This is a genomic window from Acetobacter okinawensis JCM 25146 (assembly GCF_000613865.1).
Taxonomy (GTDB): domain Bacteria; phylum Pseudomonadota; class Alphaproteobacteria; order Acetobacterales; family Acetobacteraceae; genus Acetobacter; species Acetobacter okinawensis.
Genome location: NZ_BAJU01000043.1, coordinates 1 through 19,838, shown reverse-complemented (window position 1 = coordinate 19,838; position 19,838 = coordinate 1). Strand labels below are relative to the sequence as shown.

General features: G+C 60.7%; 13 protein-coding genes and 3 pseudogenes. 13 read left to right on the top strand and 3 right to left on the bottom strand.

Annotated features, from left to right (window positions below):
• The 4 genes and pseudogenes from JCM25146_RS19425 to JCM25146_RS13100 all read left to right on the top strand — a co-directional run.
• Nucleotides 1-993 (top strand): annotated as a pseudogene (locus JCM25146_RS19425) (DNA repair protein RecN); the annotation flags it as partial.
• 26 nt (nucleotides 994-1,019) lie between these two features.
• Complete coding sequence (gene ligA, locus JCM25146_RS13110) at nucleotides 1,020-3,080, top strand: NAD-dependent DNA ligase LigA (protein WP_025828560.1); 2,061 nt, start codon at nucleotides 1,020-1,022, stop codon at nucleotides 3,078-3,080.
• Nucleotides 3,081-3,303: 223 nt separating this feature from the next.
• On the top strand, nucleotides 3,304-5,979 hold the full coding sequence (gene ppdK / locus JCM25146_RS13105) for a pyruvate, phosphate dikinase (protein WP_025828558.1): 2,676 nt from the start codon (nucleotides 3,304-3,306) through the stop codon (nucleotides 5,977-5,979).
• A gap of 51 nt (nucleotides 5,980-6,030) precedes the next feature.
• Complete coding sequence (locus JCM25146_RS13100) at nucleotides 6,031-6,858, top strand: pyruvate, water dikinase regulatory protein (protein ID WP_025828556.1); 828 nt, start codon at nucleotides 6,031-6,033, stop codon at nucleotides 6,856-6,858.
• Nucleotides 6,859-6,966: 108 nt separating this feature from the next.
• Here the strand turns inward: JCM25146_RS13100 and JCM25146_RS13095 are convergent, their stop codons facing one another.
• Nucleotides 6,967-7,359 (bottom strand): hypothetical protein, encoded by a 393-nt coding sequence (locus JCM25146_RS13095; RefSeq protein WP_025828555.1) that lies wholly within the window; start codon nucleotides 7,357-7,359, stop codon nucleotides 6,967-6,969.
• Between the two features lie 202 nt (nucleotides 7,360-7,561).
• Here JCM25146_RS13095 and JCM25146_RS13090 point away from each other — a divergent pair, with 202 nt between their 5' ends.
• Entirely contained in the window at nucleotides 7,562-8,173 is a 612-nt protein-coding gene (locus JCM25146_RS13090) for an IMPACT family protein (RefSeq protein WP_025828552.1), read from the top strand.
• Here JCM25146_RS13090 and JCM25146_RS13085 read toward each other — a convergent pair.
• The gene (locus tag JCM25146_RS13085) at nucleotides 8,170-8,574 is read right to left on the bottom strand and encodes a hypothetical protein (RefSeq protein ID WP_025828551.1); all 405 of its coding nucleotides are present in this window, start codon (nucleotides 8,572-8,574) and stop codon (nucleotides 8,170-8,172) included. The two genes, JCM25146_RS13090 and JCM25146_RS13085, sit on opposite strands and share 4 nt — an antisense overlap.
• Before the next feature lie 308 nt (nucleotides 8,575-8,882).
• Here JCM25146_RS13085 and JCM25146_RS13080 point away from each other — a divergent pair, with 308 nt between their 5' ends.
• From JCM25146_RS13080 to JCM25146_RS13060, 5 genes are all read left to right on the top strand, one after another.
• Nucleotides 8,883-10,262, top strand: a complete 1,380-nt coding sequence (locus tag JCM25146_RS13080) for a class II 3-deoxy-7-phosphoheptulonate synthase (RefSeq protein ID WP_025828549.1) — start codon at nucleotides 8,883-8,885, stop codon at nucleotides 10,260-10,262.
• Nucleotides 10,263-10,371: 109 nt separating this feature from the next.
• Nucleotides 10,372-11,577 carry a nicotinate phosphoribosyltransferase gene (locus JCM25146_RS13075; RefSeq protein WP_035372663.1) on the top strand — a complete coding sequence of 402 codons (1,206 nt, stop codon included), beginning with the start codon at nucleotides 10,372-10,374 and terminating at the stop codon, nucleotides 11,575-11,577.
• The gene (locus tag JCM25146_RS19420; RefSeq protein WP_025828544.1) at nucleotides 11,574-12,038 is read left to right on the top strand and encodes a hypothetical protein; all 465 of its coding nucleotides are present in this window, start codon (nucleotides 11,574-11,576) and stop codon (nucleotides 12,036-12,038) included. The genes JCM25146_RS13075 and JCM25146_RS19420 overlap by 4 nt, the downstream gene beginning before the upstream one ends.
• Before the next feature lie 110 nt (nucleotides 12,039-12,148).
• Nucleotides 12,149-13,477, top strand: a complete 1,329-nt coding sequence (gltX, locus tag JCM25146_RS13065) for a glutamate--tRNA ligase (RefSeq protein ID WP_025828542.1) — start codon at nucleotides 12,149-12,151, stop codon at nucleotides 13,475-13,477.
• A gap of 117 nt (nucleotides 13,478-13,594) precedes the next feature.
• Complete coding sequence (locus JCM25146_RS13060) at nucleotides 13,595-14,884, top strand: haloacid dehalogenase-like hydrolase (protein WP_025828541.1); 1,290 nt, start codon at nucleotides 13,595-13,597, stop codon at nucleotides 14,882-14,884.
• An 11-nt stretch (nucleotides 14,885-14,895) separates the two neighbouring features.
• Here JCM25146_RS13060 and JCM25146_RS19410 read toward each other — a convergent pair.
• A pseudogene (locus JCM25146_RS19410) lies at nucleotides 14,896-17,280 on the bottom strand (heavy metal translocating P-type ATPase).
• 176 nt (nucleotides 17,281-17,456) lie between these two features.
• On the opposite strand from JCM25146_RS19410, the gene JCM25146_RS13050 reads away from it, so the two are divergent.
• The 3 genes and pseudogenes from JCM25146_RS13050 to JCM25146_RS22555 all read left to right on the top strand — a co-directional run.
• Nucleotides 17,457-17,822 carry a hypothetical protein gene (locus JCM25146_RS13050; RefSeq protein ID WP_148299098.1) on the top strand — a complete coding sequence of 122 codons (366 nt, stop codon included), beginning with the start codon at nucleotides 17,457-17,459 and terminating at the stop codon, nucleotides 17,820-17,822.
• Between the two features lie 73 nt (nucleotides 17,823-17,895).
• Nucleotides 17,896-19,607 (top strand): annotated as a pseudogene (locus JCM25146_RS19405) (copper resistance system multicopper oxidase).
• Nucleotides 19,604-19,838 (top strand): hypothetical protein (locus tag JCM25146_RS22555; protein WP_199897755.1); only part of this gene is annotated, 235 nt, incomplete at its 3' end. The pseudogene JCM25146_RS19405 and the gene JCM25146_RS22555, both read left to right, overlap by 4 nt.

The following is a 19,838-nucleotide window of genomic DNA, read 5'->3' as shown; positions in this document are numbered from 1 at the left end:
TACCGGCCCTGCGGCAGCCCTGCGTGCTGCCAGCCGCGCTCTTTTGCGACTGGTCCCCTCCACGCCGGCCGACAATACCGCGCCCGAGAGCGACGTATTAGCCGCACGCACCACAGAAGCCCTGAGTGCGCTGGAGAACGCAGAGAACGCTCTGGCCGAGGCCGAGAGCCTTCTCTCCCGCCTTATGGCCGATACAGAGGCCAATCCGCGTGAACTGGAGGAAACCGAGGAGCGGTTGTTCACCCTGCGCACCGTCGCGCGCAAGCACAATGTGCTGGTGGATGAACTGGCCGCCCTGCTTGCACAATTAAGCGCACGCCTGCATGCGCTGGAAAATGGTGCGACTGAGCTGGAAAGCCTGCGTGCAGCAACACAGGAAGCACGCCTTGCTTACGAGGCCACGGCACGGGAGCTGACCGCCGCACGCACCCATGCCGCCAAAAAATGGAGCAGGCTGTCACCGCAGAACTCAAGCCCATAAAGCTGGAAAAAGCGCGCTTTCTGGCCGAGTTACAAACCCTGCCCGCCGAGCAGTGGAGCCGCCACGGCATGGAGCAGGTTACCTTCCTTATTGCCGCCAACCCCGGCCAGCCCCCCGGCCCCATTGCCAAAGTGGCCTCTGGTGGCGAACTCTCGCGGCTTATGCTTGCGCTCAAGCTGGTGCTGGCTGGTCAGTCCGGCATTGGCACGCTCATTTTTGACGAAATTGATGCAGGGGTTGGCGGCGCAACTGCCGCAGCTATTGGCGAGCGCCTGCACCGTCTGGCTCTGAACGTGCAGGTACTGGCCGTAACCCACAGCCCACAGGTGGCTGCCAGTGCAGATGCACACCTGCGTATTGGCAAACAGACCCGCAACGGGCAAACAGCCACCCACGCCACCTTGCTGGCCCAAACCGAACGCAAGGAAGAGATCGCACGCATGCTGGCAGGGGACACAATTACCGATGCCGCACGCGCTGCGGCCGCCAGCCTGCTGGAACCAGAGAAATGACGCAGCCCCCCTCCCCGATTACAGACATGGACCTTGAGCAGGCCCGCGCAGAACTGGCTGATCTGGCTGAAAAAATCGCCTACCACAACACCGCCTACCACCACCACGACGCGCCAGAAATCAGCGATGCGGACTATGATGCCCTGCGCAGGCGCTACAACACTCTGGTGGCCCTTTACCCCGATGCAGAGCCACAGAACAGTGCAGCCAACACGGTGGGCGCCACTGCGGACCCCGCCTTTGGCAAACATATCCACCTTGTGCCCATGCTCTCGCTCGACAATGTGTTCGACCGCGAGGAGTTTGAGAGCTTTATCACCCGCGCCACCCGCTTTTTGGGTCTGGAGCAGGCGGGGGCAGCGCCCCTGCGCTTTGTGGGCGAGCCGAAAATTGATGGTCTTTCCATCAGCCTGACTTACGAACACGGTGTCTTTACACGCGGCACCACGCGTGGTGATGGCACCGAGGGCGAGGACGTTACCGCCAACCTGCGTACACTGCGCGACCTCCCCCACACGTTGCCCGCCCCATACCCCGACCTGATTGAAATTCGGGGGGAAGTCTTTCTCTCCAAAGCCGACTTTCTAGCGCTCAACGCAGCGCAGGAAGCCGCTGGCAAACGCCTGTTCGCCAACCCGCGTAACGCAGCGGCTGGCTCTCTGCGGCAGCTGGATTCAAGCATTACCGCGCAACGCCCGCTCTCCCTTTTTGCCTATGCTCAAGGGTTCTGCTCCGACAAAGCAACCCGTAGCCACTGGGACTATCTGGAGCAATTGCGGGCCTGGGGGTTTGTAGTCAACCCGCTCTCGCGCCAGATTGACGGCGCGGCTGAGGCAGAAGCGTTTTTTGAGCAGGTCAATCAGGAACGCGCCAGCCTTGCCTATGATATTGACGGCGTTGTCTACAAAATAGACGACCTGACCCTACAGAACCGTCTGGGCTTTGCCGGCCGCGCCCCACGCTGGGCCATAGCGTGGAAGTTCCCCGCCGAGCAGGCCATAACGCGCCTGAACGCCATAGAAATTCAGGTGGGACGCACTGGCGCACTAACCCCCGTTGCCCATCTGGAACCTGTCAATGTAGGCGGGGTGCTGGTGACCCGGGCAACCTTGCATAATGAGGACGAGATCACCCGCAAGGACGTGCGTGTGGGGGACGCGGTGTTTGTCCAGCGTGCGGGGGATGTTATTCCGCAGGTCCTTGGCGTGGCCCCCGCAGACTCACAGGGGGGGGAGCGTGGCCCTCTTTTCCACTTCCCCGATCATTGCCCGGCCTGTGGCGCACTTGCTATCCGCCCCGAAGGTGAGGCCGTACGGCGCTGCACGGGCGGGCTGACATGCCCCGCACAGGCGGTAGAGCGGCTGATCCATTTTGTCTCCCGCCTTGCCTTTGACATTGAAGGGCTGGGTGAGCGCAGTATCCGCGAATTTTATGACGCCGGGTTAATCCGCACCCCAAGCGATATTTTCCGGCTCAAGGACCACCTGCCCGCACTGGAACAGCGCGATGGCTGGGGCGAGCAGTCCGTGCGTAATCTGCTTCAGGCCATTGAGGGGCGGCGCACCATTGCCCTGTCCCGCTTTATTTACGCTCTGGGTATCCGCCGGATCGGGGAGAGCAACGCCCGCCTGCTGGCCCGCCATTACGGCAGTTTTGCCAACTGGCTACGGCAGATGGAGGCGGCCACCATCATCGGCTCTGACGCCCGGCTGGAGCTGGGCTCCATTACCGGCATTGGCAACGCCATAGCCAGCGATGTTGTGGCGTTTGTAGCCGAACCCCACAACCGGAGCATTCTGGCCGAGCTGGAAGCCGTACTGGACATTACCGAGGAAAGTGGAGCCAGCGATGGTCCACTGGCGGGCAAGACCATTGTTTTTACCGGCACGCTGCTCACCATGACCCGACCGGAAGCCAAGGCCAAGGCCGAGCGCATGGGGGGCAAGGTCTCCGACTCCGTTTCCAAAAAGACCGATCTGGTGGTGCTGGGGGAAAAAGCCGGGTCCAAGGCCAAAAAGGCTGCGGAGCTTAATCTCCAGACCATGGACGAGGAAGAATGGAACGCCTTTTGCACAGCAAACGAATAGAACCACCTCCGGCGCTGTTTTTTAGCTCTGGCGTGTAAAAGAGAGATTGCCCGGCGGCCAAATCTGCGCCATGCTGGCGGGCAACGAAGGGGTGGAGTTCGTCGTCCAAACCAAAAATAAAAATTCCGTGCCCAGTCCGGCTGCTGTTCCGGTATCCCCTGTTCCCATCCCCTCGGTCGGAACTTCAGCTCATCTGGCACAAAAGAATGAAGTGAACGGCAAAATGACCAAGTGGATCTACAGTTTCGGTGCTGGCCAAAGCGAAGGCAACGCCGGGATGCGCAATCTCCTCGGCGGCAAGGGTGCCAATTTGGCAGAAATGGCAAATATCGGCCTGCCCGTGCCCCCTGGATTTACCATTACCACTGAAGTCTGCACCGCCTTTTACGATAACGGACGGAAGTATCCGGCCGAGCTGGAAGCCCAGCTTGAAGCCGCCATGGGTCTGGTAGAAAAGGCCATGGGCCTGCGCTTTGGCGATGCCGAAAACCCGCTTCTGGTTTCTGTCCGCTCTGGTGCGCGCGTTTCCATGCCCGGTATGATGGACACAGTGCTCAACCTCGGTCTGAACGACACGACGGTTGAAGGCCTTGTCCGCTCCTCGGGCGATGCCCGCTTTGCATGGGACAGCTACCGCCGCTTCATTCAGATGTACGGCTCCGTTGTGCTGGGCGTACCGCACCACGAGTTTGAAGACCTGCTGGAGCAGGCCAAACGCGCCGCCAACAAGCTGGACGACACCGCCCTGACCGCCGAAGAATGGCAGGACGTTGTAAAAAGCTACAAGCAGATCGTCCTGTCCGAGACGGGGACCCCCTTCCCCGAAAGCCCGAAGGACCAGCTCTGGGGCGCCATTGGGGCCGTGTTTGGCTCATGGATGAACCCGCGCGCCAACACCTACCGCAAACTGCATGATATTCCAGCAAGCTGGGGTACGGCTGTAAACGTTCAGTCCATGGTGTTCGGCAACATGGGTGATGACTGTGCAACAGGCGTATGCTTTACGCGCGACCCCTCCACGGGCGAGAACATCTTCTACGGCGAATACCTGATTAACGCGCAGGGTGAGGACGTTGTGGCCGGGATACGTACCCCGCAGCCCATGGCGGAATGTCGCTCGGTCGAGGGCCAGACCTCGATGGAAAAAGCGCTCCCCAACGCCTATAACGAACTGCTCCGGGTCCGTGACCTGCTTGAACGCCATTACCGCGACATGCAGGACATCGAATTTACGGTTCAGGCCAATACGCTCTACCTGCTCCAGACCCGCTCGGGCAAACGCACGGCAGCAGCAGCCCTGCGCGTGGCCATTGACATGGCCAAGGAAGGCCTGATCACGCAGGAAGAAGCGGTGACCCGCGTCCCCCCCGCGTCGCTCGACCAGTTGCTCCACCCCGTGCTGGACCCCAAGGCTGAACGCCAGTTGCTGACCCGTGGCCTGCCTGCCTCCCCCGGCGCTGCCACCGGCATCATCGCCTTCTCTGCTGAAGATGTGGAAGACCGTGCCGCCAAAGGCGAGGACGTTATTCTGGTCCGTATCGAAACCTCCCCCGAGGACGTGCACGGCATGCACGCTGCCCGTGGCGTGCTGACCACCCGTGGTGGCATGACCTCCCACGCAGCAGTTGTTGCCCGTGGCATGGGCCGCGTGTGCGTGGCTGGTGCTGGCAGCATTGCCGTGGACTACAAGGCCCAGACCATGACCGTAGATGGCCACACGCTCAAGGCCGGGGACTGGATCACGCTGGATGGTGGTACGGGGGCTGTTTACAATGGCCGCGTTCCCACCATTCCGCCCACTCTGTCGGGTGACTTTGCAACCCTTATGGGCTGGGCCGATGGCGTACGCCGCCTTGGTGTTCGCGCCAATGCGGAAACACCGGAAGACGCCCAGACTGCCCGCCGCTTTGGGGCGGAAGGGATTGGCCTGTGCCGGACTGAACACATGTTCTTCGGCCCAGACCGTATTGGCCATGTGCGCCAGATGATTATGGCAGACGACGTGGCAACACGCGCCCGCGCCATTGAGGCCCTGCTGCCCTTCCAGCGTGGGGACTTTACGGAGCTGTTCCGTATTATGGCTGGCCTGCCTGTAACCATCCGCCTGCTGGACCCGCCGCTGCATGAGTTCCTGCCGCATGGCGAGGCCGAACTGGCAGATGTTGCCAAGGCTCTGGGCAAGGATGTGGAAAGCCTGCGTGCACGCCGCTCTGCCCTTTCCGAATCCAACCCCATGCTGGGCCACCGTGGCTGCCGTCTGGGCATTACCTACCCGGAAATCTACGCCATGCAGGTGCGCGCCATTACCGAGGCGGCACTGGACATTGCCAAGGAAACGGGCAAGGCCGTAGAGCCGGAAATCATGATCCCGCTGATCGGCACCAAAGCTGAACTGGATCTGGTGCGCAAATCCTGCGAAGCGGTCATTGCCGACGTGCTGGCCGAACGCGGCACACAGCTCTCCTACAAGATCGGCACCATGATCGAGCTGCCCCGCGCAGCCCTGACTGCCGACCAGATTGCACAGAGTGCCGACTTCTTCTCCTTCGGCACCAACGATCTGACGCAGACAGCCCTTGGCCTGTCGCGTGATGATGCAGGCTCCTTCCTGCCTGAGTATGTGGACAAAGGCCTGCTGCCGCAGGACCCCTTTGTTTCCATCGACCGCGAAGGCGTGGGCGCGCTGGTGCGCATGGGTGTGGAAAAAGGCCGCGCCTCCAAGCCTGACCTCAAGCTGGGCATCTGTGGTGAGCACGGCGGCGACCCGCTCTCCATCGCCTTTTTTGAGGAAGTTGGTCTGGATTACGTATCCTGCTCGCCCTTCCGTGTGCCGGTTGCCCGACTGGCCGCCGCACAGGCAGCCCTTGCTGCACGCAATAACAAGGCTGTTAAAGCCTAAGGAAAAAGTGGCCGCCTCCCCCTGAGGCGGCCATTTTTCAATCTGAATATCATGCAAAAAATCCTTACTCTCCACCTCGTATCCGAGGCGACGGGGCAGACGCTCGATTCCGTAGCACGGGCCTGCATAGCGCAGTTCCCCAACACGGAAGTCAGGCTCCGGCACTGGAACCTGATCCGCACCCAGATCCAGCTCAGGCGGGTTTTGCGGCATATTGCCAATAATCGCGGCCCGGTTATGTCCACCCTGACTGACCCCATTTTGCAGGCAGACATGGAGGCAGGCTGCGCGAGCCTCCAGATCAGGCTGCTGGATGTGCTGGACAACGCCCTGAACTTTCTGGCTGAAGAAACCGGGGAGGAGGCAACACGCCACCCTGGCGGCCAGTACATCATGGATGAAAACTACTACCAGCGCATTGAGGCCATGCACTACGTGCTAGCGCATGATGATGGGCAGGAAACACGCGGCCTGAACAAGGCTGATGTGATTCTGGTTGGCGTTTCCCGCGTTTCCAAAACCCCTACGTGCTTTTATCTGGCTAACCGGGGGATCAAGGCCGCCAACGTACCATTGGTCATGGGCATAGAACCGCCAGAAGCGCTGTTCAGCACCACCAAACCGGTTATTGGCCTGACCATAGACCCCGAACGCCTGATTGAAATACGCCGCAACCGGTTGAACCAGATGATACCGGGCAAGTCCCGCCCGGAAGCCATAACCGATTATGCCTATATTGATCTGGAAAAAGTGCAGGAAGAACTGCACTGGGCAAGGCGTCTGTGCCGCCGCCACAACTGGCCTGTCATTGATGTGACGCGCCGCTCTATTGAGGAATCATCAGCCTCCATACTGGAGTTGATCGCCACATCGGCATAATACTTGGCCTTTGCTCCTGTGCTTGAGCAACAGCGCACACAGGAGCAAAGGCGTTTTATCCAGCCAGGCAGAGCATGCAGGCGTGTATGGTTTTAAGCCGTATCTTGCTCAATCAGCCATTTCCTGCGCTGTCAGTCTTTGTACCCGTACCGCCTGACCCTGCGCGTTATAGTAAATCACACTGCTGCCGCGCCGCTGGGCATAACCATCGGGCTGGCCATCCTTGGTCCAGAACAGCAGGCGGTTCGTATCCGGTTGTTCCACAACGCGGTCCCCCGGCGGGGTAAAGCGGTATTTGCTAAAATCCTTATGAGCCCGCGGCAAAGGTAGTTTACCCGCCAGATTATGCATACTGGACGCGCGGTGTGCATCCGAATCATCGTCATCCCCGCCATTCAGCGGGTCGCCATCAGCGCGCGCTGGCACACCGGCTGCAAGGGACAATGCAACAGCGCACAGACCGAACATGATTGTCCATTTTTTGCGAAATACCGGCATCATGTCGGCTCTTCCTCTTTTATTCAGGCCTCTGGTGGCAAAATTTGCCGGTTAAGGGCAACCGTAGCACAGGTTAGCACCTGCTACCGCGTTACTCCTGTTACAAAATGCTGTCAGCCCCAAGTTTTGGCATGGGCCGCCCTATACAAAGGCGTATCCGCCGTCCTGCTTGCCCGCCACGGCCCAAAAAGAGTAAGACAGCCGCATGACAGAAACGCTGGTCGGCCCTTTTTCACTCGAACGCGATATCAAAAAAAGCCGCTTTCTTGCGCGCGCAACGCCCATAGCCAACATAGAAGAGGCCGAGGCGTTTATTGCCGGCATTGCCGCCGCCGAACCAGACGCAACACACCACTGCTGGGCATGGCAGTTTGGCCCCCATTGCCGCTGCCATGATGCGGGAGAGCCGTCTGGCACGGCGGGGCGTCCCATTTTACAGGTGGTTGTGGCCCAGAAGCTGGACCGCGTCGCCATTGTGGTTTCGCGCTGGTTTGGGGGGATCAAGCTTGGAGCGGGCGGTCTGGTCCGCGCCTATGCCGGAACGGCTGCCGAATGCCTGCGCGAAGCCCAAAAGGAAGAATTGATCGAGCGTGTCCGGCTTGGGTTCCACTGCCCGTTCTCATTACTGGGGCTTATTCAGGCCCGCCTGCCGGAATGGGGGGTGGAAGCCGCCGCTCCTGCATTTGATGCAAACGGAGCGTGGTTCCAGCTTGTGCTCCCCCAAGCCCTGCAACATGACATCAGCGCAAAGCTGACCGACCTGACGAGTGGTCAGGCCGATATACGCCTTATTGAGGACGAAACGCCCGAGGCCTAGCGGGGCGTCACCCAGCCGTTACCTGTGGAGTCACCCACCTGACCGGTGCCAAACGGACCGGAGCTCTGGTAGGCCGAACCATAGCGCGACAGGTCGGTACCGGTTACCGAATCCCGGTGTACCTTGGCCAGATGGTCCGGGTCATCCCCGTGCTGGAACTCCATGGACGGAGCATCCTGATAACCCGGTGGCAGGCTACGGTGCCCGTGCACGGTTTTTGACTCGGTTGATTTGGCCGCGCCAGACCCCGTATCCATTGCCCCGCTGCCTTCGGAAAAGGAGACATCGTCATTCGGGGTCATCAGGGGGTCCGCATGGGCAACACTTGCTGCCCCCATCAGGCTTGCGCCCATCAGAAGGCCGGACATCACGTTTACAAACGGTCTACGCAGCTGCGCCATTGCGCGTTACCCCGCAAGAAAAAAAAGAAAAACATACCACATGGGTCACGAGCCAACGGCCCTGCAAGCTCCATACTGGCAACCCTTATCACACCAAAAGTACAAAAAACCAAATTCTCTGCCCAAGCGTGGAGAGGATGCCACACCATTGGCCAGAACATGGCCAGAAACCGCAAACGCCATTTGCGTAATCCCTGTATTTTAGACATAAAGCTCCCGCCTTTGGCAAATTCCATGCCCAGAGAGATTGTGTTTATCATTCTGCTTACCATCTGTGTGTAATCAGCCCAACTGAACAGGAACGTGTTATGAGTGCCACGCTCACCCAGCCCAACCCGACGTCTGAGACCTGGATGCCGGATAGCTGGCGTTCGTTTCCGTTCAAGCAGATTCCCACGTATCCTGATGCATCTGCCCTTGGTGTGGTGGAAGACCGGCTAGGCACCTACCCCCCGCTGGTTTTTGCAGGGGAAGTGCGCCGCCTGCGCAACCATCTGGCACAGGCCGCTCAAGGCAAGGCCTTTGTGCTTCAGGGCGGCCCATGTGCTGAAAGCTTTGGCGAGTTCAAGGCCGACATCGTGCGCGACACCTTCCGTGTGCTGCTACAAATGGCGGTCGTCCTGACCTTTGGGGCCAAAGTGCCGGTTATCAAGCTTGGCCGCATGGCCGGGCAGTTTGCCAAGCCGCGCTCCTCCGATATGGAAACGGTAGATGGCGTGAGCCTGCCCTCCTACCGGGGGGACATCATCAACGGTCCGGAATTCACACCAGAAGCCCGCATTCCCGACCCCGCACGGATGGAGACAGGCTACTTCCAGTCCGCCGGGATTCAGAACCTCCTGCGCGCCTTCTCCCGCGGGGGGTACGCCAACCTGCATGAGGTACACCGCTGGAACCTTGGCTTTGTGGAGCGCTCCCCGCTGGCCAACCGTTACCGCACCATGGCCGAACGCATTGGCGAGACCCTCGCCTTCATGCAGGCCTGCGGGATTGACGCTGCCTCCTCCGCACAGGTGGACGAGACCGAGTTCTATACCTCGCACGAAGCCCTGCTGCTGCCGTACGAACAGGCCCTGACCCGCGTGGATTCCACCTCGGGCGAATGGTATGACTGCTCGGCCCATTTTGTCTGGATCGGGGATCGCACCCGCCAGCCCGATGGCGCGCATGTGGAATTCCTGCGTGGGGTACGCAACCCCATTGGCATCAAGGTCGGCCCCACCACCAGTGTGGAAGACATCAAGCGCCTGACGAGCATCCTCAACCCCCAGAATGAGGCAGGGCGCATTACCCTGATCTCCCGCATGGGGGCGCAAAAGATCGAGCAGTTCCTGCCGCCGCTCATGCGTGCAGTCAAGGAAACGGGGCAGCCTGTCACATGGATCAGCGATCCGATGCACGGCAACACCATTTCCACGGGCAGCAAGGTCAAGACCCGCTCGTTCGATGCGGTCATGCAGGAAGTCAAAGGCTTTTTTGCCGTCTGCGCGGCTGAAGGCGTGCCTGCTGGTGGTGTTCACCTGGAAATGACCGGCCAGAACGTAACGGAATGTGTAGGCGGCGCGCAGCGCCTGACCGAAGCAGACCTTGGTGATCGTTACGAAACCTTCTGCGACCCGCGCCTGAACGCCGAACAGTCTTTGGAACTGGCGTTCCTGATCGCGGAGGAGCTGACCGGCCGTCACTAAGGCCGTGCCGCTCTTTGCCTGATCACAGAAGCGGGGGATGGTCTTTACGCCACCCTCCATCACACCCATCATCTGTGCAGTGTATTTGGCAGAAAAGAGCATTTCAGCAATGACGCAATTCCCATTTGGCGTACCGGCCCCCGGCATTGCCGCGGCACAGGCCACCACCGCCCTGACGGATGCCGAAATCCGCGCCCGCACGGATTCCTACTTCAACCGGACCCGCCAGATCGTCAGCCACTTCGGGGATTGTCAGGTCACTTATACTTTTTTCCTGCGCTGTCCGGTTATTTCCGCCCCCGGTATTATGCTGGAATGGCTGAAGAACGTCATGGCAGAGCGCGGGAGCGACTATACCGTGGACCTGCTCCACCCCGAGGGAGAATGGGTAGGAGCAGGCGAGCCACTGGTTTATGTGAGCGGGTCATTCCTGCATCTGGCTGACCTAGAAACACTTTTGCTCCAGAAGCTGGGCAGTTCCTGCGTTGCGGCACTCCGGGCCTACCAGATGGCGCTCTCCCTGCCGCAAACCCGATTTCTGGCCATGGATGCCCGGCACTGTGCCGGGTACGAGATGCAGGAACTCATGGCCTACGCCGCCTCCATTGGTGGGCGGGCCGCCCAGAAAGATGGAGCTGTCGGCTTTGTTGGCACGGCAAACGATGCCGTTTCCGCCTTTTTTGGTGCAACACACGGGGCGGGCACCATGCCCCATGCCCTGATTGGCTACGCCGGTTCCACCGTACGGGCGGCGGAAATGTTCCACGAGACCTTCCCCGAATCCGACCTTGTGGTGCTGGTTGACTATTTTGGGCAGGAAATAACGGATGCACTGGCGGTATGCCACCGCTTTGCGGAGCTGGCTCAGGCAGGCCGCATAGCCGTCAGGCTGGACACCCATGGCGGGCGGTTCATGGAAGGGCTGAACCCGCAGGAATCCTATGCAGTCGTCAACCGCCACGCCCCCGATGCCCTGCGCCGCTACCGCTCTGACCGGGAACTGCGCTACCTGATCGGCACTGGCGTGTCTGCCGCCTCTATCTGGAAAATGCGCGAGGCACTGGACGAAGCGGGGTTTGACCGGGTGCGCATTATTGCCTCCTCCGGCTTTGGTGTGACCAAATGCGCCTGCATGGCCGATGCCCACGCCCCTATTGATGTTGTTGGCACTGGCTCCTTTATTCCTGAAATATGGAACGAGACTTACGCCACCGCCGACATTATTTCGTACAACGGTGTTGAGCGGGTCAAAATCGGGCGCGAATTCCTTTTCGCTTCCGCCCGCAACAGACAAGACAGCAAGGAAAATCCATGAGCGAAGCAGCCCCCCCACAGGAGCAAGGCTGGAAAGTCCGTATTCTGGACCTGTCCGGCGGTGCGGAAGACAACATTGTGGAAGACGTTGGTGTTTTTCATGACCTTGCCCACGCCAACGCATTTGCACGCGCCTATGTGCGCGACAGCGTGGAACGCTGCCGGGCACCCGGTGCCTCTGCCAAGGATGTGCTGGACACATGGATGAGCTTTGGCGAGGACGCGGTTGTACTCGATACAGGACTGGACGCTCAGGCCGATGGCTGGCGCTCTGCCAACGAGCTGGATGACTTTACCGCAACCCCCGCAACCCCCATGGAGCGTGACTGGCGCGCGCTCGACCCACGTCGTCTGGTGGACGGGGAGGAAATACTCCTTGAAGATGACGACAGTGAAGGCGAGGATGAGGGGGAATACGGCACGGACGAACCGTTCGACCCCGGCCTGCACAACCTGCACTAGCCCGCTCAGGCTTTGGGGCAGGCCAAACCGCTCGCGCCATGCCCCCCTGCCCTGTTTTATCTTTCCTTCCTGCTGGTCTTTCCAGCCCATTCACGGCATAAGCCTCTGTTATGAAACTCCGCTTTGCGCCCAGCCCTACCGGCCTTCTCCACGTTGGCAATGCCCGTCTTGCCCTTGCCAATGCCCTGTTTGCCCGCCGCAACGGGGGCAAATTCCAACTGCGTATTGATGATACGGATACCGGTCGCTCGCGCGAGGAACTGGTAACCGCCATCCAGCAGGACCTGGAGTGGATGGGCATTGCGTGGGACGAGACCTTCCGCCAGACTGAACGGCTGGACCGCTACGCCGCCGCCATTGAAAAGCTCAAGGCCTCCGGTCACCTGTACCCCTGCTTTGAAAGCGAGCAGGAACTGGCCGCCAAGCGCGAAACCCAGATCCGCCAGCGCCGCGCCCCGGTCTATGACCGCGCCATGCTCCGCATGACCGAACAGCAGCGCGCGCAGGCCGAAGCCAATGGCAAGGTGCCTTACTGGCGCTTCAAACTCTCGGGCCGCATTGTGCGCTGGCGTGACATGGTTATGGGGGACTGTCAGGTCAAGCTGCCCTCCGTCTCCGACCCGGTGCTGGTGCGTACCGATGGCACGGTGCTCTACACCCTCGCTTCCGTCGTGGATGACCTCGAAACAGGGATCAGCCATATTATTCGTGGGGAAGACCACGTAACCAATACGGGTGTGCAGATCGACATTGCCGAAGCTCTGGGCGCGCGCCCCGACCACTTCCGCTTTGCCCACCTGCCCCTGCTGCTGGACGAAAACGGGGGTAAGCTCTCCAAACGCTTTGACGCCTGCTCCCTGCGCACCCTGCGCCAGGATGGCGTGGAGGCCGAGGCCCTGATCTCCTACCTTGCGCGGCTTGGCAGCTCGGATGACCCGGCACTCATGCCGTTTGATGCGCTGGCCCAGAGCTATGACCTCTCCCATATCTCGCGCTCGGCCGCCCGGTTTGACACACGCCAGCTTCTGGCCATGAACCACCGCCATCTGGCCCAGCTCCCGTTTTCGGCAGTAGTGAACAGGCTGCCGCAGGGTGCGACCGAGGCCTTCTGGCTGGCCATTCGCAGCAATATCGACCTGCTGAGCGAGGCCAAATTGTGGTTGCAGGTCACGCAAAGCCATATTGTCCCCCCCGTGCAGGAAGATGAGGAGACGTTCCTCAAGGACGCAGCAACCCTGCTCCCCCCCGAGCCATGGGACCAGACCACGTGGAAGGCATGGACCACCGCCGTAAAGGAAAAAACCGGCCGTAGTGGCAAGGCTCTGTTCCACCCCCTCCGCCTTGCCCTGACTGGCGAGGAAAACGGCCCTGAGCTACGTGACCTGCTCCCCCTTATTGGTCGCGCGCAGGTACTGGCACGCCTTAACCCCGGGCAATAACCGGGGTTCCATACAAGGGCAGGTATCAGGCACATCCAGACCTACAAAAACATAACTTGACCCAACGGTGCCGCCCATGGACAGTTTGGGTAACAGTTATGCCTGTCTGGATCCTGCATGTCCCCTGCTCTGCACCGTCGTACATTCAGTCTGGGGCTGGCCACGCTGCTGGCAAGCCCAGCCATAGGGCACGCAGCCCCGCCGCCAGACCTGATGGACCCTCCCATGCCTGAACTGGAGGAGCTGAAGTGGCACCCCCCTATACGGGAGGCCATTCAGGCTCTTGCCAATGCACACGGCCATTACTCCGAGCATTATAACCCCACCAGCCGGCCTTATGTGGTGATGGACTGGAGCAACATGGCCGTTGTGGGCGATGTACAGCAGATGCTTTTTTTATACATGCTGGAGCATTTCTGCTTTCTTATGCCCGCGCAGAAGTTCCGCGCCCTTATTCATGTCCACACCTCCAGCGCACCGCTGCCTCCCCCTTTTACCAACATGGCGGGCCAACCTGTCAGCTTTAACAATCTAGTGGCGGATCTTGTGGAGGATTACCGTGCACTGGCAGCAGGCTACGGGCATATTCCGCACCCCATCCCCCGCGAGGAGCTACAGGACGACCCGGCATTGCTGGCGTTCCGGGCCAGAATGGCATTCTGCCATCAGGCGGTCAGCGCACTGCATGGCCCTGATGCGGCCCAACAATGGATCATCCGGCTTCTGGCCGAGCAGACCCAGACCGATGTGATCGCCCTGAGCCGCGCTGCCAACGAGTGGGGGCTGGGAGCGGGCATTACCACGCAGCGCTGGGTCTGCCCGAGCGCGCGCGCAGGCAAGGCCGGACCAGTGCAGGCCAACATTACCCAGATGCTGCGCTTAACGCCTGAAGTTGGCAATCTGCTCCAGATCCTGCAAGAACATGGCATAGACCCGATTATCTGTTCCTCCGCACTGGAAGATGTGGTCGCCCTTTTTGCCACCTCAGCCGAGTATGGCTACAACCTGCGCCACGAGCATGTGTTTGGCGCACGTCTGGCCATGCACAAAGGCGTTATGGAGGCCACGGAAGCGCCCCATTACCCCTTCCCCTCCGGGGCTGGAAAAACCGCGTTAATCCGCACCCATTTTCAGGAACGGCGCAAACAGCCCCCTCTGATGATCTTTGCGGGTGAGGCCAGTTCGGCTGACCTGCTCAAAGCTTTTCCCGATACTGCGCTGTGCTGCCTTATCAACCGCACCCAGCCTGAGGAGATGGCCGGTTTTTTAAAGGAGGCCGCAGCCCCACCCAAAGTAGGCAGTCCCCGCAAATTCTACCTTCAGGGGCGGGATGAAAATACCGGCGAATGGAGACCCCACGCCAGCAGCCTGCCACTGGGCAGCACCACCCCCACAATGCCCGGCTGACAGGCGCCAGCTCAGGTCTGGTCTGTTGACCGGTGTGGCTTCCACAGATTTAACAGCAGGGAATTGCTGACGACCGAAACCGAGCTCATGGCCATGGCAGCCCCTGCCAGCACCGGTTGAGCAGGCCAAAGGCCGCCAGCGGCAGGCCCAGCACGTTATAGACAAACGCAAAAAACAGGTTCTGCCAGATTTTTGAAACCGTTGCGCGGGAGAGGGAGAGCGTATCCACCAGCGCCATAAGCTGGCTGCGCACAAGCACCACATCTGCTGTTTCCAGTGCGATATCCGCCCCCGCTCCAATAGCAAAGCTGACATCGGCCAGAGCAAGGGCGGGGGCGTCGTTTATGCCGTCCCCCACCATGCCTACGCAATGTTGCCCGCCATCACGCAGGCGGGTAATCTCTGCAGCTTTGCCCTGTGGCAGAACACCCGCCACGACCTCATCAATACCCACCTGACGGGCCACCGCCTGTGCGGCGCGCTCGTTATCGCCAGTGAGCATAACCACACGCAGCCCCCCCGCACGCAAAGCCGCTATGGCAGTATGCGCCTCCGGGCGGACCTGATCGGCCAGACCAAAATAAGCAAGGACTTCTTCCCCCGCGCCACGGCAATAATGCTCTGCCCCTGCGCCTGCCATGCGTCTGTCAGGCTCTGGTCAACCGGGCAGCCGCTTTCCTCCATAAAGGCCAGAGAGCCAAGCCGCACATCCTGCCCGCCCATGCTGGCCGCAACCCCCTGCCCCGGTATGGCCCGGAATGCCGTAATATCCGCAGGGGCACTCCCCTTAAGCGTGGCATAAGCCACAACGGCCCGGGCCAGAGGTGCTCGGAGTTCTGCTCCAGCGCCCGCGCAAGCCCCAGAACCTCTGCCTCCGCCACGCCCGAGGCAAACTGTGCCTGCACAACACTGGGCTGGCCCAGTGTGAGTGTGCCGGTCTTGTCCGTGACCAGAATATCCATCCGCCGTGCCTGTTCCAGCGCGTTGGCATTGCGGAACAGAATACCAGCCTGCGCTCCAAGCCCTGTACCCACCATAATGGCCGTTGGCGTGGCCAGCCCAAGTGAGCAGGGGCAGGCAATGACCAGAACAGACACGGCATTAACCAGACTGCTCCCAAAATTCCCCGTAACGGCCCAGCCCACGCCCAGCGTCAGCACAGCCAGCACCAGCACGGCAGGCACAAACACCGCCGACACCCGGTCAGCCAGCCGCTGCACGCTGGCCTTGCTGCCCTGCGCCTGCTCCACCATATGCACAATACCTGCCAGCACAGTTTGCGCACCCACACGGGTTGCACGCACCTGCAAAGCTCCGGTCTGGTTAAGCGTACCCGCAAACACCCGCGCGCCCACTGTTTTGGCAACAGGCGCGCTCTCGCCCGTCAGCATCGCCTCGTTTAAATCGGACTGGCCTTGCAGCACCTCCCCGTCCACGGCAACACTCTCGCCCGGGCGCACCATAAACACATCTCCGGGGACAAGCTGCTCAACAGGCTGCTCCACCCACTGGCCATTGCGCTCCACATGGGCTGTGCGTGGTTGCAGGTGCAACAGCCCCTGCATGCCTGCGCTGGCACGGGCCTTGGCGCGGGATTCGAGCATCCGCCCGAGCAGAACAAGGGTTATGACCAGCGCGCTACTCTCAAAATACACAGGCTGGTCAAGGCCCAGAACCACCACCACAGCGCTGAACACGAAGGCAATACCCGTACCCAGCACCACCAGCACATCCATATTGGCGGCCCCACTCCGCAGCGCATGCGCCGCGGCACCGTACATGGCCCTGCCACACCAGAGCTGCACAATACCTGCCAGCAGGGCTTGCCCCCACAGCGGCAGCATAAGACTATGCTGGCCAATCATCATACCCGCCATCTGCACACCAAATGGCAGGCTCAACAGGGCCGCGAGCACAAAATTGTTCCGCTCCGCACGCCATTGCTCGCCGTGGCGCCTGTCCTGCTCCGCGGAGTCCTGCTGGCTGTACAGGCTTGCGCCATAACCCGCTTTTTCCACAGCGGCGATCAGGGTCGGGACATCCACAATACCGGGTACAAAACTGGCATGTGCGCGCTCACTCGCCAGATTGACCGTGGCCTGCACAGATGGCAGGGCGTTCAGCACTTTTTCTACCCGGCTGACACAGGATGCGCAGGTCAGCCCGCTCAGGCTCAGATCAGCCTCGGTGCTCTGCGGCACAAAGCCCGCCTTGCGTATGGCCTCCAGCACAGCGGGTATCTGCCCTGCCCCCTCCTCCAGCGTAACCTGCGCACGGGAGGTGGCAAAATTGACCGATGCCTGAACACCCTGCTGGCGATTGAGCACTTTTTCCAGCCGGGTGGCGCAACTGGCGCAGGTCATGCCCATGACCGGAAAACTGACAATCTGGCTCATGCTTCTGGTGCTCCATGCCTGTGTTCAAACACACCGGGCAAAACAGGCTCCCGCACAGGGGGGGATAAACGGGTACTGGCTGTGCCCATTCTTCTTGCCATATATGCCCCGGGGGGTATATACGAAAAATGCGCTGCTTTTCTCGCCTCTGTCAAATGATTGTGGGTTGCCTGCTTATGCTGGCCATCACCACGGGCGTTCTGGCGCGGCATAATCCTGCACTGGCAGCACAGCCCTCAGCCCACGCAAGCATGCACATGCCTGCAACACACGCCATGGTCGCAGCAACGCACAGCCACCACCATGACCCGGCAGCCGTGGCCTGCCCATCCCCCACAGCAGCCACACACCACCTGATGCACCACCACGCGGCATGCTGCATGACGGGGAACGCCCTATCGGTTGTGGATACATCGGTGGGCATGCTGCCTATTGGTTTTTTGTGGCACAGCCGCGCACGCCCTGTTGCTGTCAACACAACAGCGCTACCTGACCGCAGGGCTGCTCCCCTGCTGCGCCCCCCCAAACTGCACACGGCCTGACAAACCAGCCGGAGCCATACAGCTCCACCTGAGCGACCTATGCCCTGCCCATGCAGGGTGTGCAGACTGGACCATACCATGCCCATACTCCCCCCCCGTAGCGGGCGAGACCTTGCGCGCCGCCAGTTCATAACTGGCGCCAGTGCGCTTGCCGCCCTGAGCAGCCTTACCCATGCCTCCCGCGCGCAGGCTGACACGGTTTTTACACCCACAGTGCCGACCGGCCCCCAATCAGTTTTTGACCTGACCATCAGCCCCCTTGCCTGCACCATTGCGGGCAAGACCCAGACCATTCCCGCCATGAATGGCAGCATGCCCGGCCCCACCCTGCGCTGGCGCGAAGGGGATGCCGTAACCCTGAATGTCCATAACCATCTGACCGAGGACACATCCATCCACTGGCATGGCATACGCTGCCCAGCGGATATGGATGGCGTACCCGGCCTGAGCTTTGGTGGCATTGCACCGGGGCGGAGCTTTACCTACCACTTTCCCGTCAAACAAAGCGGCACCTACTGGTACCACAGCCACTCCAACATGCAGGAGGCACGCGGGCTGTACGGGGCCATTATCATCGACCCACGCACAACGGCCGAGCAGACGTGGGAGCGTGATTACGTCATCCTCCTCTCCGACTGGTCGGATGTGGCTCCGGAGGATATTGTCAGCAATCTGAAGTTTCAGGACGACTACTATAATTTTCGCCAGCGTACCGCCGTCTCTCTTGTGCATGATGCCAAAAAGCAGGGGCTGGGTGCTGCCATAAAAACCGCCTGCAATGGGCGGGAATGAACATGTCTGCCACAGACATTTCGGACGTGACCGGCATTATCTACACCTATCTGATGAACGGCTGCACGCCCGACACCAACTGGACCGGGCTGTTCCGCCCCAACGAGCGTGTCCGGCTGCGCTTTATCAACGCTTCCTCCATGACCTTTTACGACATCCGCATTCCCGGCCTGCAAATGGACGTGGTGCAGGCTGATGGAAATGACATTGACCCCGTGCGGGTGGATGAGTTCCGCATTGGCGTGGCCGAAACCTATGACTGCATTGTGCAGCCAAAGGACAACAAAGCTTACACCATTTTTGCCCAGACGGAGGACCGCACGGGCTTTGCGCGCGGCACACTGGCCCCCCAGCCGGGCATGCAGGCCGCCATCCCCCCCATGGACCCGCGCCCTGTACGCACCATGCTGGACATGGGCATGCCCGAGTCCATGAGCATGAAAGGGATGGACATGAAGGGCATGAACATGGTGGAGCCACCCCCGCCCATACCCCGCCGCTGAATGTTGAGAACCAGAACATCGCCCGTATGCCCACGGACCGTCTGGCGGACCCGGGCGACGGGTTGCGCAACAACGGCCGCCGGGTACTGACCTACGCCGACCTGCGCGCTAGACACCCGGTGGCAGACACCCGCCCCCCCTCGCGCGAAATCACGCTCCACCTGACCGGCAACATGGAGCGCTACATATGGGGTTTTGACGGCAAAAATTCTCCGAAGCCGAGCCAATTCCCCTGCGGCTGGGCGAGCGGGTCCGCTTTACCCTTATCAATGACACCATGATGGAACACCCCATCCATCTACATGGGCTGTGGAGCGAACTGGAAAACGGACAGGGTGCTTACAACCCGGTCAAACATACCCTGATTGTGCAGCCCGGCAGCAAGCTGAGCTACCTTGTCTCGGCCGACACCCCCGGACTCTGGGCCTATCACTGCCACCTGCTCTACCATATGGACCTTGGCATGTTCCGCACTGTGGTGGTGTCATGAGCACGATCCCCCTCCCCCACACGGCCGTTATGCTGGGCCTGCTGGCCGCACTCACCCTTCCTCACCCCGCCCATGCCGCCCCCGGTATGGAAGGCATGGACGACATGCCGGGCATGGATATGAGTGAGGGCATGGACATGCCCGCACACCCGGCCCCGCCAGCAGGGCACACTGTTGCCCACCCGGCACACACCGGTGCGGAGCACCTGCCGCACCCTCACCGCGCCACTG

Bases quoted from the DNA above. Each gene is read 5' to 3' on its own strand.
- JCM25146_RS13060 (WP_025828541.1), top strand. From the start codon at position 13,595: ATGTCCCCTGCTCTGCACCGTCGTACATTCAGTCTGGGGCTGGCCACG.
- JCM25146_RS13080 (WP_025828549.1), top strand. From the start codon at position 8,883: ATGAGTGCCACGCTCACCCAGCCCAACCCGACGTCTGAGACCTGGATG.
- ligA (WP_025828560.1), top strand. From the start codon at position 1,020: ATGGACCTTGAGCAGGCCCGCGCAGAACTGGCTGATCTGGCTGAAAAA.
- JCM25146_RS13090 (WP_025828552.1), top strand. From the start codon at position 7,562: ATGACAGAAACGCTGGTCGGCCCTTTTTCACTCGAACGCGATATCAAA.
- JCM25146_RS13100 (WP_025828556.1), top strand. From the start codon at position 6,031: ATGCAAAAAATCCTTACTCTCCACCTCGTATCCGAGGCGACGGGGCAG.
- JCM25146_RS13050 (WP_148299098.1), top strand. From the start codon at position 17,457: ATGCTGGCCATCACCACGGGCGTTCTGGCGCGGCATAATCCTGCACTG.
- ppdK (WP_025828558.1), top strand. From the start codon at position 3,304: ATGACCAAGTGGATCTACAGTTTCGGTGCTGGCCAAAGCGAAGGCAAC.
- gltX (WP_025828542.1), top strand. From the start codon at position 12,149: ATGAAACTCCGCTTTGCGCCCAGCCCTACCGGCCTTCTCCACGTTGGC.
- JCM25146_RS19420 (WP_025828544.1), top strand. From the start codon at position 11,574: ATGAGCGAAGCAGCCCCCCCACAGGAGCAAGGCTGGAAAGTCCGTATT.
- JCM25146_RS13085 (WP_025828551.1), bottom strand. From the start codon at position 8,574: ATGGCGCAGCTGCGTAGACCGTTTGTAAACGTGATGTCCGGCCTTCTG.
- JCM25146_RS13095 (WP_025828555.1), bottom strand. From the start codon at position 7,359: ATGATGCCGGTATTTCGCAAAAAATGGACAATCATGTTCGGTCTGTGC.
- JCM25146_RS13075 (WP_035372663.1), top strand. From the start codon at position 10,372: ATGACGCAATTCCCATTTGGCGTACCGGCCCCCGGCATTGCCGCGGCA.